This window comes from Agromyces protaetiae (genome assembly GCF_004135405.1).
GTDB lineage: Bacteria > Actinomycetota > Actinomycetes > Actinomycetales > Microbacteriaceae > Agromyces > Agromyces protaetiae.
In genome coordinates, this window is the sequence record NZ_CP035491.1 from 3402618 (window position 1) to 3428487 (window position 25870).

Here is a 25870-nt window from a genome sequence, read left to right on the forward strand (position 1 = left end):
CGCAGCGAGCTGACCGGCGGCTCGGCGGCGCAACGAGCCGACCGGCGTCTCAGCGGGTCGACGACGCCTCGACGATCCAGTCGAACTGCGCGCGGAGGCCGTTGGCGAGCGCTGTCCGCGGCGTCCAGCCGAGCGTCTCGCGCGCGAGATGTGCGACGCCGCCGGTGCGGAACACGTCGCCGTTCACGGTCGGCAGGTGCTCGATATCGACCCGCCGACCGGTGATTGCGGCGATCGTGTCGAGCACCTCGAGCACAGTGACGCTTGATCCGCCGGCGAGGTTCATCACCGGTGGCAGCGGGCCGTCATGCGCGCTCACCCGTAAGAGCGCATCCGCGACATCCCCGACGAATGTGAAGTCGCGGATCTGCGTGCCGTCGCCGTAGACGGTCACTGGGGCCCCGGCGATCGCCGACGCGAAGAAGCGCGAGAACGCCATGTCGGGCCGCTGGCGCGGCCCGTAGACCGTGAAGAACCTGAAGCTCACGGTCGGAAGACCGTAATTCTCCCGGTAGAGCGAGACGAGGTGCTCGCCGGCGAGTTTCGTGACGCCGTACGGGCTGAACGGGCGCGGAAGCATCGATTCGTCGGTCGGATACGAGTCGGCCTGACCGTACACGGACGACGACGATGCATACACGAACCGCGTGATGTCGGCGCGCCTCGACGCCTCGAGGAGGCGCTGTGTCGTATGCACGTTGAGCTGCAGGTACTCGTCGAAGCTCTCACCCCACGATGCGCGCACGCCGGGCTGCCCTGCGAGGTGGATCACGACTTCGACGTCGGCGAGCAAGTCATCGAGCGGCAGCGTCAGCAGATCGCCTTCGACGAAGCGCACGCCCGCTGCGACGGATGCCTCGGCGTTGCGGCGCTTGCGCGCCGGGTCGTAGTAGTCGGTGAACGAGTCGATGCCCACCACGTCGTGTCCGCGACCCAGCAGCGCCTCCGCCGTCGTCGAACCGATAAACCCGGCGGCACCGGTGACCAAGACCCGCATGTGTTCCTCTACTACTTCTGTCGCGAATCGCGCCCCGGCGAGACGATCCGACGAACGGCTGTGCGCACCCGACTCGCGAATGCGACCGTTCGCGGTCCGAAGATCCGAACCGCCGCCGCGTGGCGGGAGCGAGCATAGACGAGCTTCGATTCGAGCTCCTGGATATACGCCCGCAACTTCGCATCCTCAACCAACCTAGCATCCGCCAGCACGCGCTTCAGTTCGGCGATCTCGAGGCGAAGGCGTCGGATCTCGGCGAGCAGGGGCCCGGACCGTTTCCTCGACGCGAGGGTCTTGTGAGTCTTCCGGCCGACCCCCGCAGGCCACTGGTGAGAGACGGAGTCATTCGTGTCCTCGTCGACGACGCGCAGGTCGATGGACGCCTCGGAGAACACGAAGTTCGCCGAAAGCTGATCGCGGCGCGAGTATCGGAGGACGTGGTCGAACCAACGGTCGGTCATCTCGTGCACGGCCGGCGCGTTGCGGCGGGCGAACATGCCGTTCCAGTAGGGGTGCTGGTCGAGCACGGCCGGCCTGAGCTCCGCATAGTGGATGAGCTGCTCGGTGATGCGTGCCGCGTCGTCGTAGCCGAGTTCGAGCACGGCGTCGAACTCGTCGAGGACCGTCTCGCGGAAGCTGTGCAGGCACGTCGCGTAGTCTCCGTCGCCGAGCCAGCTCTCGAAGATCTCTTCGGGGTCTGCCTCAGCAGCACCGAGTTGTCGATGTACAGCCACTCGTCGTACTCGTGCAGCGCTTCGTGTCCGCGGATCTTGATCGCGCGTTGGCTGCGGACCGGATCGAACGGGAAGAGCGGATCGATGCGGATGATCCGCCAGGCGTCGCTCGTGATCGACTCGGAGTCGGTGAAGCAGATGAAGTCGACCTCGGATCGGGCGGCGACCGGCTGATCGAGCAGGTTCTCGTAGTCACCGATGAGCGCAGTGAAAACCACTCGGCGCGGACCGTCTTTCACAACTCTCCATCCGTCGTCGACAGCACAGTCGTCGACCTGTCTCTCCGCCGGCGGGAATGGCCGACACTTCACCCGATCGGGTTCGGGTGCTCCGATAGTATCGACTCGCGCCGGGAGAACCCCGAGCGAGAGGGGATTCCGTGCAGGTGCGTCGCCGTGAGCTCGTGTTCGTCTACGCCGAACAGTACCGCGGGGCCGGCTCCACCGTCATGCGCGGGCGGCAGCTCTCCGAGCTCAGCGCACGTCATCTCGGTCGCCGAGTTCGGTACGCCCCGCTCGGATCCCGCATCGCGAGAAGCGACGTGTTCTTGACGAAGGGCGCGGCTCGCGCGATGACGATGCCGATCCTCGAAGAGCTCCGGAACCTCGGCAACCGGCTCTTCGTGGATGTCGTCGACGAGGAGCCGCCGAACTACGTCGACGGTTACGTCGACGCCCTCGTCGCCGCCTCGTATTCGAGCCTGCTTCGGCTGAGCCGCGACTTCCCGCGGCTTCCCGTCGGTCTCGTGAACCACCACGTCGACCCGCGCGTGCCGCTGCGAGCCCCCGAGTCCCTGCCCGACCGATTCGCCGTCGGCTACTTAGGCGAAAGCGTCAACGCGCTCATCCCCGACGAGGTGTCGGATCGGGTCGAGGTCGTGCACATCGACACCTCGAGTTCCGAGGGCACCGACTGGATCGGGCGGCTGGGGGACTTCACGATGCACTACGCAGTGCGGAACACCCGCGACCTCGATCACGACAAGCCGTTCCTCAAAGGGTTCACCGCCGCGTGGAGCGGCGCGAACATCCTGATCCAGCGATCCCAGGTCGAAGCGGGGTACTGGCTCGGTGCCGACTATCCGTTCCTCGTCGACGGCGACGATCCCGCATCGATCTCCGCCGCACTCGACGCCGCGGCCGGTGCGTTCGGCGCGCCCCTCTGGCACGACGCGCTCCGAAGGATGCTCGAGATCCGCGAGCGGATCAGACCCGAACGCATCGCGAACGAGGTCGCCGCGCTGCTCGCACTCCCCTAGCCCCGGGGCGGCGGTTCATGCTGCGTCGCCCGCGGAGGTCTTCCTGCGGTGCTCGAGCGATCCCTTGCGGATCGATCGCGCGTCGGCGAGATCGACGCGAGTCGCGCGATCGTATGAACGCCACTTCCTCACGTAATAGAACGGGTTCGCTGCGAGCCAGAAGAGCTTTCGCTTCCGGCCGTACTCGGGGTCGCGCAGGATGCGCGGGACATCCGCAACGGGTCCCTTGATCATGTGCTTCAGCAGGGTTGCCCGCGAGAGCCTCGGCACCTCCGTGCCGATCTGACGCAGTGCGACGGTCTCGTCGAAGATCCGATGACCGAACTCCTCGAACGTCAGATCATTCGAATGGACGACGGCGGCGCGCGGCGCGTACGCCTTCACGAAACCCGCATCGATGACATCGCGGCCGAACATCTGGTCTTCGGCGTACCGCACGTCGCGGTACGGGATCCGATCGAGCAACAGCGCGCGACGTGCCGCGGAGTTCACGTCGGAGTAGAAGCTCTTCGCTGCAAGCACCGGTTCTGAGTCGGCGGATGCGCCGCGTGAGAAGTAGGAGGTTCCGTAATCGGGGCCGAACCGGGCGAATGCGTGGACGATATCGTACTTCATGATCGGCTGGCAGAGCGGGCGTGGAATCTGCTTGCCGAGCACGGCGACGACACGTTCGGACGTGCCGAACGGGGCCAGGAGTTCGCGCAACCAGGATTCGTTCGCTGGAACCGCGTCATGGGTGAGGTAGGCGACAAACTCGCCGTTCGCGAGCCGCGCGGCGAGGTTGCGGGTCTTTCCGTGACCGAACTCGCTGTTCGGAATCTCGTGGAGCCGCACGTGCGGACGCGCCCGGACGATCTCGAGCGTACGGTCCGTCGAGCCCGAGTCGATGACGAGCACTTCGAACTCGCCATCGATCTGCTGCCGGTCGAGCGCGTCGAGGATCTGTTCGAGGTATTCCTCGCCGTTGTAGGTCAGGATCGCGACGGTGGCCAGGACCTCGTTCTGATCAGCGGGCATCGCGAGCCTCCTCGTAGGTCCGCCTCACGCCCTCCTCGAACGGCATGAGCTCGAGCTCGCCGAACTCGCGACGGAAACGAGCAGTGTCGAGCACGACCCGGTCGACGAACGTCGTCGGCACGGGGACGACGCGCACCGGGAAGTCGATCCCCGTCACTTCACGGAGCGTCGCAAGCGTCTCGGAAACGCTCTGCCCCACCCCGCTACCGAGGTTGTAGACCTCGTGCTCCCGTATGGGCGCCGCCACGATCCGCAGGATCATTGCGACGAGGTCTTCGACGTAGAGGTAGTCGCGGATCATGCTACCGTCGCCGAACTGCACGACCTCTTCATCGCGGATGATCCGGTCGAGCGCAATCGGGATGAGACCTTGACCGCGCCTCGCGTGCTGCCCCGGCCCGTACGGGTTCGAGATCCTCAAGGCGGTGGATTGGAGCCCGTGCTTATGCCGGAAGTACCGAAGGTAGTGCTCGATCGTGAGCTTGCCGATCGCGTAGGGCGAGACGGGGAGTGCCGGAGTGTCCTCGGCGTAGCTATCGCGTCCTTGGGGTCCGTAGACGGCACCCCCCGTGGAGGCGAAGTACACATGCCGGACGCGGGCCTCGACCGCGAGGGTCAGGAGATCCACCGACTGCGCGATGTTCGTGCGAACGTCGAGCGTGGGATCGCCCTCGGCGGTCGCGGGCGTCGTCGTCGAGACGAAGTGGAAGACGAAGTCCTGACCGTCCAGGGCCCCGGCCAAGGCCGACCGGTCGAGGAATTCGCCGCGGACGATGCGCACCCCGTCGACGCCGAATCGGGGGCCCGCACTGAACCGATCGAACGCGGTCACCTCGTGACCGGCTCGACGGAGACCTTCGACGAGGTGGACCCCGATGAAGCCGTTGGCACCGATGACGAGCGACCTAGGCACGCATCGCCCGTTCGAACGCGGTGACGAACTGCTCGCCCGAGTCATCCCAGCTGAGATCGGCGACCGATGCCGCCATCGCCTCGGATCGGGCAGGTCCGTCGGCCCGGTCGACGACCTCGACGAGTCGATCGGCCAACGCGCCGGGCGAGGCGGGCACGTACTCGATGAACGGGTTGTCGCTCACGAGGCGATTGTTGGGGGCGTCATTGACGACCGGTGTCGTCCCGGCGGCGAGCAGCTCGAGCGGCAGGAGGGACATGTTCGTGGCCGACACGACGAGGGCGACCGCACATCGGTTGTAGAGGTCGCTGAGCTTGCCCACCTCGACGCCGGCGAGGTTGTTGTGGGCGAACGGGATGTCGTAGCCCGAGACATCCCACCCCGCGAGATTGATGGTGATGTCGGGACGGGCCTTCGCGAACTGCTCAAGCGCCATGATGCCGAGCTCGAACCCGCGTCGGGCGGTGGTCGGCCGAGCGTAGAAGAACACCTCGTTGCGGCGCGACCGGTTGGTGAGCGAGTACAGCGAGTGGTCGACCGCGAAATCGAAGCGATCGGTCGGCATGCCGTACTCGTCGTGCAGCTTCTGTGCGAGCCATCCGCCCGCGGTGATTCCGTGGAAGCCGAAGCGGTAGGTGTTCTCGGCGAGGAGCGACTCGGTGCCGACCGGGTAGAACGCCGGCTCGAAGTCCTGCACGAAGTAGAAGCGCTTGGCGTCGGATGCGTCGAGGAACACCGGGTAGGCGGTCTCCCAACTCGTCGCGAACACGGCGTCGACGTCGTCGGAGATGCCGGCCTCCGCGTCGTACATCGCCATCTCGGCACGCACGTTCGGATATCCGCTCGAGGCGTCGAGCATGGCACGCATGTGCACGGTGTTCACGACGACCGGGGCGCTCGTGTAGAAGTAGATCTTGCAGCGGTGCCCGGCCTTCTCCGCGTAGTCGATGAACCGGAAGAGGTTCTGGTGGCCGCCGCTGTTCTCGCTCGGCGGCGACATCACCCACGCGATCGTCCACGGCCCATCGTGCCCCGCACGTGGTCGGGTCCGCCACGACGGTTCACGGGTCCAATCGACGGCGAGCGCATCGGAGGTCTTGACGGGCAGCGGAGGTCGCTCAGTCACGAGCTCCTCGCGGAGCTTGTGCTTGAGCCGGTAGCGCAGGCCGTCGAAGCCTTCGAGCCTCAGGACCCGGAATGCGGATCGGAGCTTCCTCAGAACGTTCAATTCTTTCCTTGTGGACGTGTGCGCGTCGGTGCGGGCGCCATGCGCGTCGGACTCGGACGGGAGCCGATCACGACGGCTGGCGGTCGAGCGGATACGGCCAGAACTCGGGTTGGTGCATGCGGAATCCCCAGCGCCCCCAGGCCACTTCGACCTCGAAGGCGCGCACGGAGGCATCTCGAGTACGCGACTCGAAGTGGTAGAGCTCGGCTCGAGGGGTCCAGTAGATGCGGTGCCCAAGCCAGGTCGTCTTCATGCACAGATCGACATCGTTGAACGCCCCCGGCAGAAGATCGGAGAGGCCACCGACCTCGTGGTAGACCGCGGTCGGCATGAGCGCGCACGCGGCCGTCACTCCCGCGACCTCGCGCTCGACCCGGAATCCGCCGAGCGGTCCGGCCTCCCCGCGCGGAACGTCGAGGCCGATGTGGGAAGCGTCGCCGTTGTAGTACGCGTGCCCGGCATGCTGGATGGTGTCGTCCTCGTAGTAGAGCATCGCACCGACCATGCCCGCCCCGTCGAGCTGAGCCAGACTCAGCATCGCTTCGAGCCAGTCCGGCGAGATCACCTCGACGTCGTCGTTGAGCAGGAGGAGGTACTCGCCGCGGGCGTGCACGGCGCCAAGATTGACCTTGGAGGAGAAGTTGAACGGCGCATTCCAGTCGACAAGGACGAGACGATCGCCCGCCAAAGCGCGAAGCTCATCGACGACGGCGGGCTCGGCCACATGGTCGATCACGATGACGAGCTCGAAGTTGCGGTAGGTCGAGCGTTCGACGATGCTCCGCACCGCTTCGACGACGAAACCGTGGGGCTTTCCGTCGCGCGTTCCGCTCCAAATGCCGCGGGTCGGTATCACAATCGACACGAGCGGCTCGCCCACGACCAGGCGACGCGTACGGTGCACTCCGTCGGCGGAGACCTCGAGCACCACTCCCCCTCCGGTCGCCGCGAGGTCCTCTTCGAGGACGCGGCGGACCGACTCGAGCGCGACATCGTCGAGCAAGATCGCATCGGAACCGGTGCGGAAGAGTCCGCCGCGCAGATTCACGATCTCGAGTCGTTCGCGGCCGGCGCGGAGGGCGGCCTCATGCGCTTCAGCACCGGGGACATCGGTGCGGAACCCGCCGATGCCCGCGAGCGCACGCGCCGACCAGACGACGACCGGACCGAAGTAGTACTGGCAGCGAAGTCGCTCGGGGTCTGGCTGCGGACGCTGGAGCAGGACACCGTCGTGACCGACGAACGTGTCGCCATACACGGCGACGGGCCCGCCCTCGCTCGACACGAGCACGAGCGCCCGCTCGAGTTCGAGTCGAACGAACTCGCCGGGAGCCGTCACAACGGCGACCGCGTCAATGTCGCCGCCCGTAGTCGCGGCGTTCACGGCTTCGGCGACAGAGCCGCCGGGCGCAAGCTCCGCGAAGTCGACGTCGATGAGCGAGGAGCCGGACGCGGAGCGCACGAGCCTATCCATCTCGGCAGGCTCGAACGCGCACGCGAGTACGACGAGCACGCGGCCGCGCGGGCTCGTAGAGTCGAAGGTCATACGTCGTCCCCTCGGCCGAGTATGCGGCGTGCGAATCGTACCGGTGCAAGCATGGCGCGGCCGACCCTCCAGGTGCGCGAACGGCGGATCTCGTCGATCTGACGTTGCGCCGAGCGGGATCCCACCGCGGCGCCAGCCATGCGGTTGACGTACGACGCACGCAGACCGATGACCCGGTCGCGTCGCGTGAGTTCGGACAGCACGTCGACGACGGCTTGACTGCTCAACGCTCCAGGATCGTCGCGTCTCGCATCATCTATCCCTCGCGGTTGCACCAGCACAGTCTAGCCAACCGCCCCCGCGGCTCTCTCCCGCCCCCGGGGGCTCGGTGCGAATTCCCGGCGGAACGGCCGTAGGATCGGATACCATGCCCGCCCCCGTCGAAGACCGTGTCGCCGTCGTGACCGTGTCGTACAACTCGAGTCGGCAGCTCCCTGAATTCCTCGGATCGATCCGCGCACTCGACGTGCCCCCGGCTCATACGCTCATCGTCGACAACGCGTCGCGCGACCTCGACGAGACCCGCGCCGCGGCCGCCGCCAACGGCGCGAGCCTCGTCGAACTCGATCGCAACCTCGGCTACGGCGGCGCCGTCAACGCGGGCGTCCGGGGCCTCCCGGCCGACATCGCGTACGTGCTGATCTCGAATCCCGACGTCGCCCTGGAGCCCGACGCCCTCTCGACGATGCTGGGCGTACTCGAGGCCGACGAGCGGATCGGCGCGGTCGGCCCCCGCATCCTCAACGAGGACGGCACGGTCTACCCGTCGGCGCGCGGCATCCCGTCGATCCGCACGGGCGTCGGCCACGCGCTCCTCGTACGTTCCTGGCCGTCGAACCCGTGGACGAGGACCTACCGCGGCGAGCGCGAAGAGGGTCGGCGCGCTGCAGGCTGGCTCTCGGGATCGTGCCTGCTCGTGCGCCGCAGCGCATTCGAGGAGGTCGGCGGGTTCGACGAGGCGTACTTCATGTACTTCGAGGACGTCGACCTCGGCTACCGCCTCGGGCGGCGCGGCTGGACGAACCTCTACGAGCCGAGTGCGACCGTGACCCACATCGGCGGGCTCTCGACGCGCGCCGAGTCGACGCGCATGCTCCAGGCGCACCACGAGAGCGCGATCCGCTTCATCGGACGGAAGTACTCCTCGTGGCCGTTCGCGCCCGTGCGCTGGGCGCTGACCGTCGGCCTGCGCACGCGATTCGCGATCGAGTCATGGCGCGCCGAGCGCGCTTCCCGACGCGCCGCCGACTGACCGGTCCGAGCCGCGAGCCGTCAGTCCCCGAGCAGTCTGCTCAGGTAGCGGCCGTAGCCGCTCTTGCGGTACTGCTCAGCGAGCTGGCCCAGGCGTGCGTCGTCGATCCATCCGGCGCGCCAGGCGATCTCTTCGATGCATCCGATCTTGAAACCCTGGCGGTCTTCGATGACGCGCACGTACTCGGACGCCTGCATCATCGACTCGAACGTGCCGGTATCGAGCCAAGCCGTGCCGCGGTCGAGTGACTGCACGTTGAGCGAACCGTCCTGCAGGTACCAGTCGTTGATCGAGCTGATCTCGAGCTCGCCTCGAGCGCTCGGCTGGATCGTCTTGGCGACCTCGACGACGCGGTTGTCATAGAAGTACAGGCCTGGCACGGCGAAGTTGCTCTTGGGCTCGGCGGGCTTCTCTTCGATCGAGATCGCGTGGCCCTCATCGTCGAACTCGACGACGCCGTAGGCGGTCGGGTCGCTGACCTGATACGCGAAGATGAGGGCGCCGTCGATCTCGGTGTTCTTGCGGAGCGCCGAACCGAGCCCGGTGCCATGGAAGATGTTGTCGCCGAGCACGAGCGCGACCGAATCGTCGCCGATGAACTCCTCGCCGATGATGAATGCCTGCGCGAGTCCGTCGGGCGAGGGCTGCACGGCGTACTCGATTCGTATGCCGAGTTGCGAGCCGTCGCCGAGCAACGCGCGGAACTGTTCGTTGTACTCGGGCGTCGTGATGATGAGGATCTCGTCGATGCCCGCCATCATGAGCGTCGACAGCGGGTAGTAGACCATCGGCTTGTCATAGATGGGCATGAGCTGCTTCGAGATGCCCTTGGTGATCGGCCAGAGTCTGGTGCCGGACCCGCCGGCGAGGATGATGCCGCGCATCAGGCTCCCTTGTTCAGTTCGTCGTAGTAGGCGCGCGCTGCGGCCCACGTCGGCAGCAGTCCGGATGCCTCGGCCTCGGCGAGACTCGGCGCCGCCGTGTCTTTCGGCGAGAGCAGGAGCTCGTCGGCGGGCATGCCGAAGTCGAGCCCGACGGCGGGGTCGAGCGGGTCGATGCCGTGTTCGCGCTCGGCGTTGAAGGTCGAGGTGACGAGGTAGCTCACGGTCGCGTCGTCGGTGAGCGCGACGAAGCAGTGACCGAGTCCTTCGGCGATGTAGATCGCGCGGCGGTCGACGTCGTCGAGGAGCACCGAGTCCCACTGGCCGAAGGTGGGCGAGCCGACGCGGATGTCGATGACGAAGTCGAGCACGGCGCCATGGGTCGCGGTGACGTACTTCGCCTGGCTCGGCGGCACGTCGGCGAAGTGGATGCCGCGGACGACGCCTCGCTTGGAGACGGAGGTGTTGCCCTGCGCGAGCCGGAGCGGGTGCCCGATGGTCTCTTCGAGGCGATCGAAGCGATACCACTCGAGGAATACCCCGCGATCGTCGCCGAACTGCTTCGGGGTCACCTCGTAGCTGTCGGGGATCTTCAGTTCGCGGATCTGCACCCCGAGAGTTTAGCAATGCGGCATCCGCACACTCTGCGCCCTCAGACTGCACCGGGGCCGTCCCGCTACGATGTCGGGGTGTCAAACCTCCTCGTCACCGGCGGCGCCGGCTTCATCGGCTCGAACTTCGTCCACTACGTGCTCGAGCACACCGATCACACCGTGACCGTGCTCGACAAGCTCACGTACGCGGGCAACCTGGCGTCGCTCGAGGGCCTCCCCGCCGGCCGCTTCCGGTTCGTGAAGGGCGACATCGCGGATGCCTCGGTCGTCGACGGTCTCGTCGCCGAGGCCGACGCGGTCGTGCACTACGCAGCCGAGAGCCACAACGACAACTCGCTCGACGACCCGCGCCCGTTCCTCGACACGAACATCATCGGCACATACACGCTCGTCGAGGCGGCACGACGGCACGGCAAGCGGTTCCACCACATCTCGACCGACGAGGTCTACGGCGACCTCGAGCTCGACGACCCCGAGCGGTTCACCGAGCAGACCCCGTACAACCCCTCGAGCCCGTACTCGTCGACGAAGGCGGGCAGCGACCTCCTCGTGCGCGCATGGGTGCGCTCGTTCGGCCTGCAGGCGACGATCTCGAACTGCTCGAACAACTACGGCCCGTACCAGCACGTCGAGAAGTTCATCCCGCGCCAGATCACGAACGTGCTCCGCGGCGAGCGCCCCAAGCTGTACGGCACCGGCGAGAACGTGCGCGACTGGATCCACGCGAACGATCACTCGTCGGCCGTGCTGACGATCCTCGAGAAGGGCGTCATCGGCGAGACGTACCTCATCGGCGCCGACGGCGAGAAGAACAACAAGGAGGTCGTCGAAGCGATCCTGGTCGCGCTCGGTCAGCCGACCGACGCCTACGACCTCGTGACCGACCGTCCCGGCCACGACCTCCGCTACGCGATCGACTCGACGAAGCTGCGCACCGAGCTCGGTTGGACGCCGCAGTACTCCGACTTCGCGTCGGGACTCGCCGACACGATCGCCTGGTACCGCGACAACGAGGCCTGGTGGGCGCCGCAGAAGGACGCCACCGAGGCTCGCTACCGCGCGCAGGGCCAGTGATGCGCTACCTCGTGACGGGCGCGTCCGGCATGCTCGGCCACGATGTGCAACGCGCCCTGCGCGGGCGCGCGGTGACGGCGCTCGATCGGGCCGGTCTCGATGTGACGGATGCCTCGGCGGTACGTGCCGCGGTCTCCGGTCACGATGTCGTCGTCAACTGCGCCGCGTACACGAAGGTCGACGACGCCGAGACCCACGAAGCCGAGGCGTATGCGATCAACGCGACGGGCACCGCGAACCTCGCAGCAGCCGCGGCGGCCGTCGGGGCGAAGCTCGTGACGATCTCGACCGACTACGTCTTCGACGGTCACGCGACGACGCCCTACCTCGAAGACCAGCCGCGCGACCCGATCAACGCCTACGGTCGCACGAAGGCCGCCGGCGAGGAGCTCGCCCTCGCCGCCCACCCCGACGGCACGTACGTCGTGCGAACGGCCTGGCTCTACGGGGCCGACGGGCCGAACTTCGCGAAGACGATGCTGAAGCTCGCCGAGACGAAGGACTCGTGGACGGTCGTCGACGATCAGGTCGGTCAGCCGACGTGGACCGCCGATCTCGCCGCTCAGATCGTCGCACTGCTCGATGCCGACGCACCCGCGGGCATCTACCACGGAACCAACTCGGGCCAGGGCACCTGGTTCGACTTCGCGGGGGCGGTGCTCTCCGAGCACGACCTCGACCCTGAGCGCATCGCGCCGACCGACAGCGCCTCGTTCGTCCGCCCGGCGCCGCGGCCCGCGTACTCGGTGCTCGGACACGATGCCTGGGCGGCCGCCGGCATCGCCCCCATGCGAGAGTGGCGCGAGGCGCTGCATGCGGCCGTCACCGAGGGTGCCGTCTGATCGGTGCCACCCGTTAGGGTGACAGGGTCCCCACTCAGCCCGCCCGAGGAGTTCCGTGACCATCACGTTGCGCGTCATCGTCGATCAGATCGTCGCGCCGGTGCCCGGTCTCATCGGGCGGTACACAGCCGACCTCACTCGTGCGCTCATCGTGACGGCGCCTTCCGGTTGCGAGGTCGAAGGCGTGGTGTCGTCCTCGCTGCCGAGTGACTACGAGACCGTGCAGCGGGAGCTTCCCGGACTCGCGGGGCTCTACAAGTCCTCGCTCGCCCGTCGCGACCTCGCGGCGGCATGGCAGCTGGGCCTCACGACATCGCCCGGGGGCGGACTCATCCACGCGCCGAGCCTGTTCGCCCCGCTCCGTCGGCACCGTCGCGAAGACGGCAACCAGACGGTTGCGACCGTGCACGATCTGCTCGCGTGGACGCATCCCGAGGCGATGAGCACGACGTCCGTGGCCTGGCAGAAGGCGATGCTCCGTCGCGCACGCAAGCACGCCGACGCCGTCGTCGTGCCGACGCACGCCCTCGCCGAGCAGGTGGGCATGATCGAGGACTTCGGCGACCGTATCCGCGTCGTCCCGACCGCAGCGCGCTCGGGGCTCGTCATCGGTCCCGATGCCGCTGAGCGGTCGCTCCGGCTCGGCCTCCCGACCGACTACGTCGTCGTGATGGGGACGCTCGAGCCGCGCAGCGGCCTCGTCGACGTGCTCTCCGCGCTCGCACGCCCCGAGGTACCCGAGGTCTCCCTCGTCGTCCTCGGTCCCGAGAGCCAGGGCGAGCAGCATCTCGCCGCGGTCGCCGAGGAGTCGGGCGTCGCGCCCACCCGGGTGCATCGTCACGACGACCTCGACCCCGCCGATCTCGCCGTGGTGCTCGCCGGGGCACGGGCGTACGTGCAGCCCGACCGCGACGGCGGTGCCGTGACGGCCGTGATCGAAGCCTTCCAACTCGGGGCACCGGTCATCCACACCGATCTTCCCGCGTACGCCGAGATCGCCGCGGGCGCAGGAATCCCCGTGCCGGTCGGCGCGAACGGAGAGTTCGTCGACCGCCTCGCCGAAGCCATCACCCGCGTGCTCGAAGACCGCTCGCTCGCCGATCGGCTTGCGATCGCGGGCGGCGACCGCAGCCGGGCTTTCGGCTGGCGCGACTCGGCGGAGCGAGTCTGGCAGCTGCACGCCGACCTCTGAGCACAGGCCCGACGGGCCACGGCTGCTACTCCGCGGGCTCCTCGCTCGCGGGCGGCGCCACGGCCGCTTGCACGAGCTCCTTCGCGTACGCGTAGTCGGGGTCCTCGGGATCGAATCCGTTGTCAGGCACGAGTTCGACGTCGATGACGGGCAGTTCCTTCGTCTTCGCCGCGAGTTGCACGAAGTATGCGAGGGCCGACTGCGGGACATCCGTCTTCACGACCTGCGAGCCGGCCGCCGCGATGTCCTGGAACTTCGTGAGCACGTTCGCGGGGTTGAACTGGGCGAGGACCGCCTCTTGGATCTGGAGTTGGCGGGCCATCCGGTCGTAATCGCTCGTACCGTGGCGCGACCTCGCGTACCAGAGCGCGTGATAGCCGTCGAGGTGCTGCTCGCCCGCGGAGATCCATTCGGCGACCGTCGTGAACGTCTCGTCGGCGTGGATGGGCACGTCTTCGGGCACGTTGATCGTCACGCCGCCGAGCGCGTCGATGAGTTGCTGGAACCCGGCCATGTCGATGAGCACGTAGTACTGGATCTCGAGCCCGGTGATCGACTCAGCGGCGTCGCGCATGGCCTCGATGCCGGGCTCGCTGCCCTTCGCGACCGCGTCGGGGTACATCTCGGGGCTCTTCAGCTCGACCTCGGTGTAGATCGAGTTGAGCATGCACGCGTCGACCTCGCAGCCGTCGATCGCGCCGTAGCCCTCGGGGTAGAGCGAGTACAGCGGCGAATCCTCGGCGAAGGGGACATCCTCCATGTTGCGCGGGAGGCCGATCGTGACCGCTTGCCCGGTCTCGGCGTCGATGCTCATGACGCGGATGCTGTCCGGCCGCAGGCCGTCGCGGTCGGGGCCGGCATCGCCGCCGAGGAGCAGGACGTTGTAGCGTCCGTTCGCGTCGGCGGGTGCCGAGGGACCGACGACGAACACCGACGAGAGGAACCCGCTCGCCGTCGTCGCGATGTACGCGCCGTACGCGGCGGTGCCGGAGAACCCGACCATGACGAGCGCAGTGAGCCCGGCGATCCAGCCGCGCGCCGACGGCGCGGTCTTCACGAGCCGCACGAGCCGCAGCGTATCGAGGGTCAGCACGACCCAGAGCACGGCATAGAACGCGAGCAGTGCAGCGACGATCCAGAGCGACCAGGCCTGCGAGAACGCACTCAGGAGCACACTCGGCCACAGCAGCCAGACGACGAGGGCGACGACCGCGATCGCCCACAGCGTGAGCGTCGCGCCGAGGCCGAACCGCCCGAGCTTCCGGCTTCCGGCGAGCACCTGCGGCGCCCCCGGAATGAGGAAGTTCAGCACCACGAGCCACCACGCCCGCCGGGTCATGACCGGGCGGGAGGCGACGTCGGGGTACCGGATCGGGCTGGCGGCGAGGCTCATCGGGACTGCTTCAACCGTTCGTTCTTCTCTTCGACGGTCGCCGCGAGGTCGGCGGCGTACCGGGCGAGGGCGGCTTCGAGCGCGGGGTCGGCCGTCGCGAGGATCTTGACCGCGATGAGCCCCGCGTTCTTCGCGCCGCCGATCGAGACGGTCGCGACGGGCACGCCGGCGGGCATCTGCACGATCGAGAGGAGCGAGTCGAGTCCGTCGAGACGGCCGAGCGGAACCGGCACGCCGACGACCGGGAGCGTCGTGACGGAGGCGAGCATGCCCGGCAGGTGGGCGGCGCCGCCGGCGCCCGCGATGATGACCCGGATGCCTCGTGCCGAGGCCTCTTTGCCGTAGGCGATCATCTTCTCGGGAGTGCGGTGGGCCGAAACGACCTCGACCTCGTGCGGCACCCCGAACTCGTCGAGCAGTTCGGATGCCTCGCGCATGACATTCCAGTCGGAGTCGGAACCCATCACGACGCCGACGAGGGGAGCGGTGTTCGTCTCAGTCACTCGATCGAGTGTAGAGCGGAGCGCTGGGAGATCGCCGCAGCGCCACTCCCTCGCGCCGAGGTCGCGTTCGACCCGTGGGCGCGATCAGTCCTGGAAGACCGCCGCGGCCGCGCGCGCCTCGTACACGACGTCGTCGAGGTCGTCGCCAACGGCCGTCACGTGCCCGACCTTGCGGCCCGGCCGCGGGTCTTTGCCGTAGTTGTGGATCTTGACGGTCGGGTGCCCGGCGAGCGCCGACGGGTACCGTGCCGCGAGGGTGCCCTCGGCGGGGCCGCCGAGGATGTTGACCATGACCGACCAGTCGGCGTGCGTGCCGGTGCCGCCGAGCGGCAGGTCGAGCACGGCCCGCAGGTGCTGTTCGAACTGGCCCGTCGTCGAGCCGTCCATCGACCAGTGGCCGGAGTTGTGCGGGCGCATGGCGAGCTCGTTGACGAGCACGCGGTCGTCGGTCGTCTCGAAGAGTTCGACCGCGAGCACGCCGGTGACGCCGAGCCCCTCGGCGACCGCGAATGCGATGTCGGCCGAGACATCCGCCACTTTGCCGGCCGAATGCGGCGCGGGGGCGATGACCTCGCTGCACACGCCGCCGACCTGGAGCGTCTCGACGACGGGCCAGGCCGCGATCTCGCCGCTCGGGCGGCGGGCGACGAGCTGAGCGAGCTCGCGCCGGAAGTCGACGAGCTCTTCGACGAGAAGCGCGCCCGCGAGCCCGCCCTCGGCGATCGTCGCGAACCACTCGGACACCTCGGCCGCCGAGCGCACGACGCGCACGCCCTTGCCGTCGTAGCCGCCGCGCGGGGTCTTCACGACCGCGGCGCCGCCGTGGTCGGCGATGAAGGCGTCGAGCTCGGCGGGGGTCTCGACGCGGGCCCAGTCGGGCACCGGCAGGCCGAGCTCGGAGAGCCGCTCGCGCATGAGGATCTTGTCTTGCGCGACGGCGAGCGGCTCGGGACCCGGGTGCACGGGAACCCCCGCGTCGACGAGCGCCCGCAGAACGGCCTGCGGCACATGCTCGTGGTCGAACGTGATGACGTCGACCTCGCGCGCGAATGCGAGCACGGTCTCGACGTCGGTGTAGTCGCCGACCCGGTCGGCCGCGAGCGCCGCCGACATGCCCTCGGCCTCGGCGAGGACCCTCAAGTCGACTCCGAGTTCGATCGCCGCGGGGATCATCATCCGCGCCAGTTGTCCGCCGCCGATCACTCCGACTCGCACGTCGACACCTCTTTCCACATCCCCCGAAATGCTATCCGCATTCGGGAGTAGGCTCAGCCGCCGAGCGCATCGCTGCACTCGCCGACTGAGGACGTCGGCCAGCGAACGCCGTGCGGATGGATCGATGAGCGCGCCCTCCCGACGAACCCTGGTCGTCGTCCCGACCTACAACGAGGTCGAGAACCTCCCGTGATCGTGACCCTCGTGCACGAGCACGCGGCCGACGTCGACGTGCTCGTCGTCGACGACGCGAGCCCCGACGGCACGGGCGACCTCGCCGACGCGCTCGCGGCGGCCGATCCGCGCGTCCATGTGCTCCACCGCGCGAGCAAGGACGGGCTCGGCGCCGCCTACCTCGCCGGGTTCGCGTGGGCGCTCGAACGCGGCTACGACCTCGTCGTCGAGATCGACGCCGACGGGTCTCACCCCGCGTCCAAGCTTCCCGAGCTCCTCGCCGCGGCCCGCGACGACGAAGGCGCCCCCGTCGCCGCGATCGGCTCCCGCTGGACCCCCGGCGGCACCGTCGTCGACTGGCCGTTGCACCGCGAACTCCTGAGCCGCGGCGCGAACGCGTACGCGCGGTTCATGCTGGGGCTCCGGGTCCACGACGTCACGGCCGGGTTCCGCGCCTACCCGGCGTCCGCCCTGCGGCGGATGGACCTCGCCGACGTCGACTCGCGCGGCTACTGCTTCCAGGTCGACCTCACCCTCCGGGCCGTGCGTGCGGGCGTCGAGATCGTCGAGGTTCCGATCGAGTTCCGAGATCGTGAGCTCGGCGTCTCGAAGATGAGCGGCTCCGACGTCGCCGAGGCGATGGCCCGCGTGACGCTTTGGGCATTCACACGGCGCGCGGGCAGGCGATCACGGCGGGCCCGCAGAGCCGCGGCCGCCGCGGCCGGATCCGGCGCCTCGACCGGCGCCGAGGTCGGCGAGCGCGAGGCCGTCCGAGCATGACCGAGACGTTCGGCACGCTCGCCGGGAAGGTGTGGCACGGGTTCGTCGCGTACCTCGTGAAGTTCGGCGTCGTCGGACTCGTCGGGCTCGTCATCGACCTCGCCGTCTTCAATGCGCTGCGACTCGGCGTGTTCGGCGTCGACGGCTGGGCGCAGTCGGCGATCGGCGCGAAGACGATCTCGACCTCGGTCGCGATCGTCTGCAACTGGATCGGCAACCGGTACTGGACGTTCCGCACCCATCGTCGGCACGACTACCTGCGCGAGTTCGCCGAGTACGTCGTCGTCTCGCTCGGTGGAATGGGCATCGCGCTCCTGTGCCTGTGGGTGAGCCACCATGTGCTCGGCTTCACGAGCATCCTCGCGGACAACATCGCGACGAACTTCGTCGGCCTCGGCCTCGGCACGGCGTTCCGGTTCGCGCTCTACCGCTACTGGGTCTACGGGCACCACCGCGGCGACGGGCTGGCATCCGACGCGCGCGTGGAAGAGGCGCAGCGCGCGCTGTTCGAGGAGCCGTCGGCCGTCGACGAAGCGCGGCTGCGCGCCGCGCGCGGCGCGACGCCTGCTCAGCCCGCCGTCGGCAGGAACCAGGGCGGGTAGACCGAGACGCGCGTCTTCGCGCCGACCGCGGCGAGCGCCTGACGCACCCGGTCGCGGACGCGGTCGTTCGCGACCGCGATGATGGTGACCCGCTCGAGCGGCACGCTGCCGCGGACGAGGAACTCGCCCGACTCGAGGCCCGTCCCCTCATCGAAGAACGCGAGCTTGCGGAGCATCCGCTCGGCGTCGTGACGGCCGACGATGATCTCGGCCGACGGCAGCGCGGGGTCGGCATCGGCGACGACGATGTGGCCGTCGACGGCCGACTGGGCGCCGCCCGCCTGGGCGACCGAGCTCACGAGGAGCACGAAGTCGGCGGCGGGGCGCGCGCCGCCCTCTGGCACGGCGATGCGCGGATCGGGCTCGCCGTCGCGGATCGAGGTCCAGAGGTGCGCGTCGGTGCTGAGAAAGAACGGCACGTACGCGGCGATCGGCTCGCCCGTCTCGCCGAGCGGGGCCGTGCGACGGTACTCGCGGACCGCGGGCGCGGCGATGTCGACGACGGGCGTCGCGGGCTCGTCTCCGACGTCGGCGAGGATCGCGCCGGCGCCCAGGATGCGCGCGAGGTTGTCGACGTGCGTCAGGTGGTAGACGCGGAGGGCCCCGGCGTCGACGGGTGCGGCCCCCTGGAGCTTCGAGGACTTCGCCCCCGCGGCGCGGGTCGAGGCGGCTCTGGGCGTCGTCGCCGCGGGCGTGCGCAGCGACGAACGTGCGGCCGGTTGACGCACGGGGCGGGCCGGAGCGACGCGCGGCTCGGGCTCCTTCGGCGGGAAGCAGATGGCGCAGAGGCCCTCATCGAAACCGTGGATGCACTCGCCCAAGAACAGACCTCTCTCGCGGCTCGCGTCGGGAATGCACGCGAAGGCCGAGGGTCTACTGTACGCGACCGAACCGGGTGCCGCACCGCGGTGCGGACGTGAGGCCCGGCATCGGAGTCAGTGCCGCCCCCACACGACGGTATCGCCGTCGAGCGGCGCGGACTGCTGGGCGCGACGGCGGTCGGCCGTGATCGTGTTCGACGAAATCATCAGTTCGTGGAGCGCCGACTGCACGAGCGCCGGCCGCGGCAGATCCCGCAGCACGAGCGGCCGCTCGTGTCCGGTGTTGATGCGCACGCTCCCCGATCCGAACACGCGCTGCCCCGGGGTCTGGCGCACGGTCACGTCGTAGCCGCGGCTCAGCAGCAGCTCTTGGCGGGTGCGGACGAACACCCCCGAGCGCATGATGATGCGCCGGGTCGTGATCGTCGTGCGGCGGGTGAGCCAGGCGAGGAAGGGCAGCAGGCACCCGAGGACGACGACCAGTCCGGCGGCGGCGATGATCGCGATGCGCTGCCAGTCGTCGGGGAAGACCCCGAACGCGTAGACGGCGACGCCGACGACGGCGATGAACAGCACCGCCGGGAAGAAGAGCACACGCGCACTCCGGCGAAGTCGCGCGACGACGCGCTCGGGAGTCGCGGGCGCGACCGGTGCACCGAGCGGAGCAGGCGTCGGCGCCGAAACGGGTGCAGGCGCCGATTGGAGCGCGAGCGCGGGCGCGGGCTCCCGCGGCGACGACGCACGCGCGGACGCCCCCGAACGCTTCGAGGCTCGGCTCATACGCTCATTAATAGCGCAGGTGCGTGACATCCCCCGCGGCGACAGCCTGGGGCTCGTCATTCTCCCGGTCTCGCACGACGAGGCGGCCGTCGCGGTCGAGCCGCTCGGCCGTGCCGACGAACTCCGCGCCGCCCGGCAGTTCGACCCGCACGTCCTGCCCGATCGTCTCGCACAGGCCCGACACGAGGTCGGCGAGCCCGCTCGCGACGGCGTCGCCGCCCGCGTGCGCGAAGGCGTCGAAATGGGCGAGGATGCGCGCGACGTAGTCGGCGAGGACGGCGTCGGCGTCGGGCCGCTCCCCCGTCGCGAGGAGGAGCGAGGTCGAGGTGATCGTCGGGAGGTCGTGCTCGTCGAGGGTCAGGTTGAGACCCGCGCCCACGACGACGCCCCCGTCGGGCAGGAGTTCGCACAGGATGCCGCACACCTTGTAGCCCGCGATGTGCACGTCGTTCGGCCACTTGAGCCCGACGTCGTCGCGGTCGATGCCGTCGAGGTCGTCACCGGGCTCGGCGGACGCGGCGCGACGGGCGGATGCCTCGGCCACGACCTCCCCGACGGCCTCGGTCATCGCGGCGCCCGCGAGGAGCGGGAGCCAGCCGTACGCGTCGGGCGGCAGGGGCGCGGCAGGGCGCAGGAGGAGCGAGATCGCGAGGGTCTTGCCCGTCGGGGCGAGCCACGTGCGGCCGAGCCGACCGCGGCCGGCGGTCTGGTCGTCGGTCGCGATCACCGCCCCGTGGGGCCACCCCGAGGCATCCGTCTCGACCGCTTCGCGCAGATCGTCGTTCGTGGACCCCGTCTGCTCGAGCCAGGCGAACCGCGTCGCAACCGCCCGGGATCGCTCCCACACCATCAACACCTCCGAGTCGTGTGGGATTCAGGCTAGTGTCCGGGCCCGATTTGTAGGAATCCATCAACGAAGTCGCGGCATACCCCGAAGGTAGAGTGAACGGCGTGACGGAAGCGAAGATCGACGGCCCCGACCTGGCCACCACCGCAGGCAAGCTCGCCGACCTCAAGGCGCGGTACCACGAGGCGGTCACCGCCTCGGGCGAAGCGGCCATCGAGAAGCAGCACGCCAAGGGCAAGATGACGGCGCGCGAGCGCATCGCGCAGCTGCTCGACCCGGGCTCGTTCGTCGAGTTCGACGAGTTCGTCCGTCACCGCACGCACGCGTTCGGCATGGAGCAGAAGCGCCCCTACGGCGACTCGGTCGTCACGGGCACGGGCACGATCCACGGCCGCCAGGTCGCCGTGTACTCGCAGGACTTCACGATCTTCGGCGGCTCGCTCGGCGAGGTCGCGGGCGAGAAGATCATCAAGGTCATGGACCACGCGCTGAAGACCGGCGTGCCGATCATCGGCATCCTCGACTCGGGCGGCGCCCGCATCCAGGAGGGCGTCGTCGCCCTCGGCAAGTACGGCGAGATCTTCCGCCGCAACACCCAGTCGTCGGGTGTCATCCCCCAGATCTCGATCGTCTGCGGCCCCGCCGCGGGCGGCGCGGTCTACTCCCCCGCCCTCACCGACTTCGTCATCATGGTCGACAAGACGAGCCAGATGTTCGTCACGGGCCCCGATGTCATCAAGACCGTCACGGGCGAAGACGTCGGCATGGAAGAGCTCGGCGGCGCGCTCACGCACAACTCCGTCTCGGGCGTCGCACACTACCTCGCGAGCGACGAGGCCGACGCGCTCGACTACGCGCGCACCCTCATCTCCTTCCTCCCCGACAACAACCTCTCCGAGGCGCCCGTCTACGAGTCCGAGGCCGCCCTCGAGATCACCGACGAAGACCAGCGCCTCAACACGGTCATCCCCGACTCGCCCAACCAGCCGTACGACATGCACGCGATCATCGAGGGAATCGTCGACCACGGCGACTTCCTCGAGGTGCAGCCGCTCTACGCGCCCAACGTGCTCATCGGTTTCGCGCGCGTCGAGGGCCGCTCGGTCGGCATCATCGCGAACCAGCCGAGCCAGATGGCCGGCACGCTCAACATCGCCGCCGGTGAGAAGGCCGCGCGCTTCGTGCGGTTCTGCGACGCGTTCGGCCTGCCGATCATCACCCTCGTCGACGTGCCCGGCTACCTTCCCGGCACCGACCAGGAGTGGACGGGCGTCATCCGCCGCGGCGCGAAGCTCCTCTACGCGTACGCCGAGGCGACGGTCCCCCTCGTCACGGTCATCACGCGCAAGGCCTACGGCGGCGCGTACATCGTCATGGGATCCAAGCAGCTCGGCGCCGACATCAACCTCGCGTGGCCGACCGCCGAGATCGCCGTCATGGGCGGCCAGGGCGCCGTCAACATCCTCTACCGCGCCGAGATCAAGCGCGCCGAAGAGGCCGGCGAAGACGTCGCGGAGGTGCGCAACCGTCTCGCGAACGAGTACACGTACAACGTGGCATCCCCCTTCCTCGCCGCCGAGCGCGGCGAGCTCGACGGCGTCATCGAGCCCGCCGCGACGCGCGTCGCCGTGCTCAAGGCCCTCCGTTCGCTCCGCACCAAGCGCTCGAGCCTGCCGCCCAAGAAGCACGGGAACATCCCGCTGTGACCGAGAAGCCGCGGCAACCCGCTCAGCCGCCGTCCGGCGGCGAGCCCGCCGACCCGAACGAGCCCGACCTGCGGTTCCGCACCGAGGTCTCGGCCGAGGAGCAGGCGGCGGCGCACGCCGTGCTCGTGAAGATGCTCGCCGAGCACGTCGACGCCGACGAGTCGGAGCTCGTCGAGCAGTCCGACCGCTGGGTGCGCGCCGCCGGAGCGGTCCGCTCGCCGCTCAGCGCCGGGCCGGGCCGCTGGTCGAGCTACGGCCGCTGACCGTTCGGCAGCGAGTGGCGATGAGGATACCTGCGTCCCCTTCGTGTCCCCCAAAAAACCGACTTTGCACAGAGCGTCAAGTCCCCCATTCTGGTGTGGCAGGCTTCTTCAAGAAGCCGCCCGCGGTGACGGTCGGGTAACCGTCTCCGCCGATTGGGGCGAGTCAGGGCGATATTCGGGTTGTCGCCGTGACTCGGGCTTTGAGGGGGTCGGCCGTTCTGGCCGGCCCCTCCCTCTTGCCCGCAGGCCGATGACCCGAAGGCCGATCCCCGAAGGCCGACGCGCGATCAGCCCTCGTCGCCGTCGTGCACCGGCACGTCGTCGCCGCGCGGGATCTCGAGCCACAGTTCGACCTCGGCGTCCTCCGTCTCGTGCGCGCCGCCCTCGGGGGCGACGAGCCCCACGACGGTGACGGCGACGGGCGTGCCCTCGGCAGCCGTGCGCGCGATGATGCGGTCGGCGTTCGACGACGCGATCGCCTCGGCGAGACGCGAGAGCACGCGGTCGCGCACGGCCTCGTCGAGATCGTCGATGCCGCCCTCGTCGAGGAGCGTCACGATCGCGCCCCGCTCGCGGGCGCGCTGCACCTCGACCCGGACGGCGTCGGTGAGGAGCATCCGCCCCCTGATCTCGTCACGGATCGCGGCCTCGAGCATCCGGCACTCCGCGCGCTGCCGGTCGGTGAGGACGCCCCCGCGGTCGGCGATGCGCCGGAGCATCGGGGCGGCCACGCGATTCGTGTGCGCGAGACGCATCCGGCCCTCGAAGAGGTGCGCGTCCTGCGCCGCCTGCCACGCGGCCGCCTCCCGCTCGGCCTGCGCGTAGCGGCGCGCCTCGCGCGTCGCCGTCGCGAGCGCCACCGTCAGCATGTGCGCGATCGCGACCCACACGATGCTGCCGACGACGCCGAGGGTGCCGAGCGCGGGGAAGCCCGCCCACACGAGGGTCTGCACGCCGAGCGCGATGACGCCCGTCCACGCGATGACGAGCCGCCGCCTGGCCGCCACGATCGTCATGAGCGTGCCGACGGCCGCGACGTACCACGTGGCGTACCCGTTGTCGGCGCGTGCGTCGAGTTGCCCCGTGACGAGCAGCGGGAGCGCGATCGCGACCGCGAGGTCGAACGCGGCGAGCCAGTCGGGCATGCGCACGCGCTTGACGGGCCAGATGCTGAGCGCGGTGGCGACGGAGTACAGGACGAGCGCCGCGATGGGGGCGACCGGATGCTCCGGCACATCGAGCGAGTAGAGCCCGAGCACGACGTGGTACAGCGAGAACATCGCGGCGAGCCCGAGGAGCAGCCAGCGGGGCACGGAGATCATGCGCGGCCCTCCATCGCCTCGGCGGGCCAGGCGACCGTGACGGTCGTGCCGTGCCCGGGCTTGGAATCGATGCGCGCTCGACCGCCCGCGTTCGCCATCCGCTCCTCGATCGAGACGCGGAGCCCCAAGCGCTCTTGGGGCACCGCCGCGGGGTCGAACCCGACGCCCGAGTCGGCGACCTCGATGACGCATCCGCGAGCACGCACCCCGCGCACCCGCAGTTCGCGCCGCGTCGTACGCCCCTCGCCTTCGGCATGCTCGGCGTGCTGGGCGCTGTTCACCATCGCCTGCACGGCTGCCGTGTAGAGCGCCTCGACCGCCTCGACGGGCAGTTCGACGCCGCCCGCGTTGACGACGCGCACCGTGAACGGCGTCGTGAGGGTCGTCATGGCGCCGCGGAGCCTCCGCACGAGGACCGTCAGCGCGACGTCGTCCTGCGTGCTCGGCCCCGTGCCCCCCGCCTGGTAGAGACGTCGCTCGGCGTCGCGGGCCATGCGCGCCGCGAGGGTGCGTTCGTCGTCGGTCTCGGCTGCGGCGGCCGACAGGAGCGTCGTGAGCACGGCGTCGTGCACGAGCGCGTCGACTTTGACCCGCTCGATCTCGTTCGCGTGCTGGCGCGCCGCGACGTCGTAGCGCTGGAGGGCGGCGTCTTGAGCGAGGTCGACGGCTTCTGCGGCCTGCCTGAGCATCGTGATGATGACGAGCACGACGACGCCGAGGATGAGCGCGTACATGGCCTCGAAGACCGCGAGGAGCACGCTCGCGCCGCCACCCGTCGGCGTGATCCGGATGATGCCGTAGAGCACGGGCACGGCGAGCGTGTAGCCCACCGCTCCCCCGACCGACGCGGCGACGACCGCCGCGGTCGTCGCGACCGTGCACAGGAAGTACAGCCACGGCGCGTCGCCGCGGAGGGCGGACGGGTCGACGACGAGCGCGGGCCATGCGGCGAGCGCGAGGGCGTACGCGATCGCGTAGGCGAGCGACGCGCTCCGGACGCCGACCTTCGTGAACGTCGCGAGCGCGAGCACGACCGCCGCGCCGTACAGCACGGCCATGAGCGCGATGCCCGCGCCCTCGACGAGCGCGCGCGACTGGTCGAGGGCCGAGCCCACGGTCTGCGCTGAGAACACGATGCCGACGACGCCGAGCGCGCGCGATGCGACCGTGTCGACCTGCGCGCGGGTGACGGATCGTCGACGGGCGACCGGTCGGGCCGCGCGCGGCTCAGCCGGCGGCATCCCCGGTTTCGCCGTCGATGCCGGGCAGGATGCCGTCTTCGACCGCGCGTCGGAGGAGGTCGACCTTCGTGGGCGCGGGGCGCCCGACCTCGATGTACTTCGCACGGATGCGGTCGAGGTACTCGCGCGCGGTCGAGTGCGCGATGCCGAGCTGCGCGGCGACGAGCTTGAGCGGCAGTCCGGAGGCGTACAGGTGGAGGACGTCGCGTTCGCGGCGACCGAGCTGCGCCTTCGCGAAGTCGCGGTCGGCTTCGATGGCGCTCGCCCACTCGACGTTGTTGAGCGCCTCGCCGCTCGCGACGGTCGCGATCGCCGCGATCACCGCGGCCATGGGCGAGGCCTTCGGGATGACTCCCGCCGCCCCCGCGGCGAGCGCTTCGCGCACGGCCGCGACCCGGTCGGCGATCGAGTGCACGAGCACCGCGCTGCCGGTGGAGAGGAGGGTGCGGACGTTCTCGGTCACGGTGCGCCCGTCGCCGAGGGAGAGGTCGAGGACGACGACGTCGCAGCTGCCGTCGCCGAGGGCGTCGAGGAGCTCGGGGACCCCTGCGGCATCGGCCACGACCGTGTACCCGGCGTCGCGGCAGGCCGCGCGCAGTCCGAGGCGCACGGCCTCGTGGTCGTCGACGATGGCGACGGTCGCACCTGTCGCCGACACGCTCTCAGCGGCCACGC

General features: G+C 69.5%; 26 protein-coding genes. 9 read left to right on the forward strand and 17 right to left on the reverse strand.

Translation table 11 applies throughout. The annotated features are described in order from the left end of the window. Positions 1-49: 49 nt before the first annotated feature. Positions 50-997: an NAD-dependent epimerase/dehydratase family protein gene (locus ET445_RS15835; RefSeq protein WP_129192129.1), complete on the reverse strand. Its 948-nt coding sequence runs from the start codon at positions 995-997 to the stop codon at positions 50-52. 11 nt (positions 998-1008) lie between these two features. Beyond that, a complete protein-coding gene (locus tag ET445_RS15840; RefSeq protein WP_129192130.1) occupies positions 1009-1731 on the reverse strand; it encodes a hypothetical protein in 723 nt (240 codons plus the stop codon). 379 nt (positions 1732-2110) lie between these two features. On the opposite strand from ET445_RS15840, the gene ET445_RS15845 reads away from it, so the two are divergent. After that, the gene (locus tag ET445_RS15845; protein WP_129192131.1) at positions 2111-2989 is read left to right on the forward strand and encodes a hypothetical protein; all 879 of its coding nucleotides are present in this window, start codon (positions 2111-2113) and stop codon (positions 2987-2989) included. A gap of 15 nt (positions 2990-3004) precedes the next feature. Here the strand turns inward: ET445_RS15845 and ET445_RS15850 are convergent, their stop codons facing one another. The 4 genes from ET445_RS15850 to ET445_RS15865 all read right to left on the reverse strand — a co-directional run bounded on the left by ET445_RS15850 (position 3005) and on the right by ET445_RS15865 (position 7693). Then, the gene (locus tag ET445_RS15850) at positions 3005-4006 is read right to left on the reverse strand and encodes a glycosyltransferase family A protein (protein ID WP_129192132.1); all 1002 of its coding nucleotides are present in this window, start codon (positions 4004-4006) and stop codon (positions 3005-3007) included. Then, complete coding sequence (locus ET445_RS15855; protein WP_165314430.1) at positions 3996-4919, reverse strand: NAD-dependent epimerase/dehydratase family protein; 924 nt, start codon at positions 4917-4919, stop codon at positions 3996-3998. The genes ET445_RS15850 and ET445_RS15855 overlap by 11 nt, the downstream gene beginning before the upstream one ends. Beyond that, a complete protein-coding gene (locus ET445_RS15860) occupies positions 4912-6147 on the reverse strand; it encodes a rhamnosyltransferase WsaF family glycosyltransferase (protein WP_129192134.1) in 1236 nt (411 codons plus the stop codon). Before ET445_RS15860 ends, ET445_RS15855 begins: the two co-directional genes overlap by 8 nt. A 67-nt stretch (positions 6148-6214) precedes the next feature. After that, the gene (locus tag ET445_RS15865) at positions 6215-7693 is read right to left on the reverse strand and encodes a glycosyltransferase family 2 protein (RefSeq protein ID WP_129192135.1); all 1479 of its coding nucleotides are present in this window, start codon (positions 7691-7693) and stop codon (positions 6215-6217) included. A 367-nt stretch (positions 7694-8060) separates the two neighbouring features. On the opposite strand from ET445_RS15865, the gene ET445_RS15870 reads away from it, so the two are divergent. After that, positions 8061-8945, forward strand: a complete 885-nt coding sequence (locus tag ET445_RS15870) for a glycosyltransferase family 2 protein (protein WP_129192136.1) — start codon at positions 8061-8063, stop codon at positions 8943-8945. 20 nt (positions 8946-8965) lie between these two features. Here the strand turns inward: ET445_RS15870 and rfbA are convergent, their stop codons facing one another. Together rfbA and ET445_RS15880 are read right to left on the reverse strand one after the other, a co-directional pair. Next, entirely contained in the window at positions 8966-9829 is an 864-nt protein-coding gene (gene rfbA, locus ET445_RS15875; protein WP_129192137.1) for a glucose-1-phosphate thymidylyltransferase RfbA, read from the reverse strand. Next, a complete protein-coding gene (locus tag ET445_RS15880) occupies positions 9829-10437 on the reverse strand; it encodes a dTDP-4-dehydrorhamnose 3,5-epimerase family protein (RefSeq protein ID WP_129192138.1) in 609 nt (202 codons plus the stop codon). The genes rfbA and ET445_RS15880 overlap by 1 nt, the downstream gene beginning before the upstream one ends. A gap of 78 nt (positions 10438-10515) precedes the next feature. On the opposite strand from ET445_RS15880, the gene rfbB reads away from it, so the two are divergent. Genes rfbB through ET445_RS15895 form a run of 3 tightly spaced genes read left to right on the forward strand, consistent with a single transcriptional unit; the run spans position 10516 to position 13548 of the window. Beyond that, positions 10516-11514 (forward strand): dTDP-glucose 4,6-dehydratase, encoded by a 999-nt coding sequence (gene rfbB / locus ET445_RS15885; protein WP_129192139.1) that lies wholly within the window; start codon positions 10516-10518, stop codon positions 11512-11514. Then, entirely contained in the window at positions 11511-12356 is an 846-nt protein-coding gene (rfbD, locus tag ET445_RS15890) for a dTDP-4-dehydrorhamnose reductase (RefSeq protein WP_243695236.1), read from the forward strand. Before rfbB ends, rfbD begins: the two co-directional genes overlap by 4 nt. A gap of 55 nt (positions 12357-12411) precedes the next feature. Continuing rightward, the gene (locus ET445_RS15895) at positions 12412-13548 is read left to right on the forward strand and encodes a glycosyltransferase (RefSeq protein WP_129192140.1); all 1137 of its coding nucleotides are present in this window, start codon (positions 12412-12414) and stop codon (positions 13546-13548) included. Positions 13549-13573: 25 nt separating this feature from the next. Here the strand turns inward: ET445_RS15895 and ET445_RS15900 are convergent, their stop codons facing one another. The 3 genes from ET445_RS15900 to ET445_RS15910 form a co-directional block, all read right to left on the reverse strand. Next, positions 13574-14941 carry an LCP family protein gene (locus ET445_RS15900; protein ID WP_129192141.1) on the reverse strand — a complete coding sequence of 456 codons (1368 nt, stop codon included), beginning with the start codon at positions 14939-14941 and terminating at the stop codon, positions 13574-13576. Beyond that, positions 14938-15405, reverse strand: coding sequence for a 5-(carboxyamino)imidazole ribonucleotide mutase (gene purE / locus ET445_RS15905; protein ID WP_129192613.1), 468 nt, complete (start codon positions 15403-15405; stop codon positions 14938-14940). The genes ET445_RS15900 and purE overlap by 4 nt, the downstream gene beginning before the upstream one ends. 123 nt (positions 15406-15528) lie before the next feature. Then, on the reverse strand, positions 15529-16620 hold the full coding sequence (locus ET445_RS15910; RefSeq protein ID WP_243695429.1) for a 5-(carboxyamino)imidazole ribonucleotide synthase: 1092 nt from the start codon (positions 16618-16620) through the stop codon (positions 15529-15531). A gap of 228 nt (positions 16621-16848) precedes the next feature. Between ET445_RS15910 and ET445_RS15915 the strand changes: the two genes are divergently transcribed. Then, the gene (locus ET445_RS15915; RefSeq protein ID WP_341769717.1) at positions 16849-17613 is read left to right on the forward strand and encodes a polyprenol monophosphomannose synthase; all 765 of its coding nucleotides are present in this window, start codon (positions 16849-16851) and stop codon (positions 17611-17613) included. Then, positions 17610-18215 (forward strand): GtrA family protein, encoded by a 606-nt coding sequence (locus tag ET445_RS15920; protein ID WP_129192142.1) that lies wholly within the window; start codon positions 17610-17612, stop codon positions 18213-18215. Before ET445_RS15915 ends, ET445_RS15920 begins: the two co-directional genes overlap by 4 nt. Here ET445_RS15920 and ET445_RS15925 read toward each other — a convergent pair. From ET445_RS15925 to ET445_RS15935, 3 genes are all read right to left on the reverse strand, one after another. Continuing rightward, the gene (locus tag ET445_RS15925; RefSeq protein ID WP_129192143.1) at positions 18182-19036 is read right to left on the reverse strand and encodes a DarT ssDNA thymidine ADP-ribosyltransferase family protein; all 855 of its coding nucleotides are present in this window, start codon (positions 19034-19036) and stop codon (positions 18182-18184) included. The genes ET445_RS15920 and ET445_RS15925 overlap by 34 nt on opposite strands. A 114-nt stretch (positions 19037-19150) precedes the next feature. After that, positions 19151-19816: a PH domain-containing protein gene (locus tag ET445_RS15930; RefSeq protein WP_129192144.1), complete on the reverse strand. Its 666-nt coding sequence runs from the start codon at positions 19814-19816 to the stop codon at positions 19151-19153. 7 nt (positions 19817-19823) lie between these two features. Beyond that, on the reverse strand, positions 19824-20666 hold the full coding sequence (locus ET445_RS15935) for a biotin--[acetyl-CoA-carboxylase] ligase (RefSeq protein ID WP_129192145.1): 843 nt from the start codon (positions 20664-20666) through the stop codon (positions 19824-19826). A 101-nt stretch (positions 20667-20767) separates the two neighbouring features. On the opposite strand from ET445_RS15935, the gene ET445_RS15940 reads away from it, so the two are divergent. Together ET445_RS15940 and ET445_RS15945 are read left to right on the forward strand one after the other, a co-directional pair. Continuing rightward, positions 20768-22369, forward strand: a complete 1602-nt coding sequence (locus tag ET445_RS15940) for an acyl-CoA carboxylase subunit beta (protein WP_129192146.1) — start codon at positions 20768-20770, stop codon at positions 22367-22369. Continuing rightward, positions 22366-22632 carry a hypothetical protein gene (locus ET445_RS15945; RefSeq protein WP_129192147.1) on the forward strand — a complete coding sequence of 89 codons (267 nt, stop codon included), beginning with the start codon at positions 22366-22368 and terminating at the stop codon, positions 22630-22632. Before ET445_RS15940 ends, ET445_RS15945 begins: the two co-directional genes overlap by 4 nt. A 287-nt stretch (positions 22633-22919) precedes the next feature. On the opposite strand, the gene ET445_RS15950 is transcribed toward ET445_RS15945, so the two are convergent. From ET445_RS15950 to ET445_RS15960, 3 genes are read right to left on the reverse strand one after another with little or no spacing between them, the layout of a single operon-like run. Continuing rightward, on the reverse strand, positions 22920-23954 hold the full coding sequence (locus ET445_RS15950) for a hypothetical protein (RefSeq protein WP_129192148.1): 1035 nt from the start codon (positions 23952-23954) through the stop codon (positions 22920-22922). Further along, positions 23951-25195 (reverse strand): sensor histidine kinase, encoded by a 1245-nt coding sequence (locus ET445_RS15955; RefSeq protein ID WP_129192149.1) that lies wholly within the window; start codon positions 25193-25195, stop codon positions 23951-23953. The genes ET445_RS15950 and ET445_RS15955 overlap by 4 nt, the downstream gene beginning before the upstream one ends. Next, on the reverse strand, positions 25182-25868 hold the full coding sequence (locus ET445_RS15960; RefSeq protein WP_129192150.1) for a response regulator transcription factor: 687 nt from the start codon (positions 25866-25868) through the stop codon (positions 25182-25184). The genes ET445_RS15955 and ET445_RS15960 overlap by 14 nt, the downstream gene beginning before the upstream one ends. Positions 25869-25870: the final 2 nt, after the last annotated feature.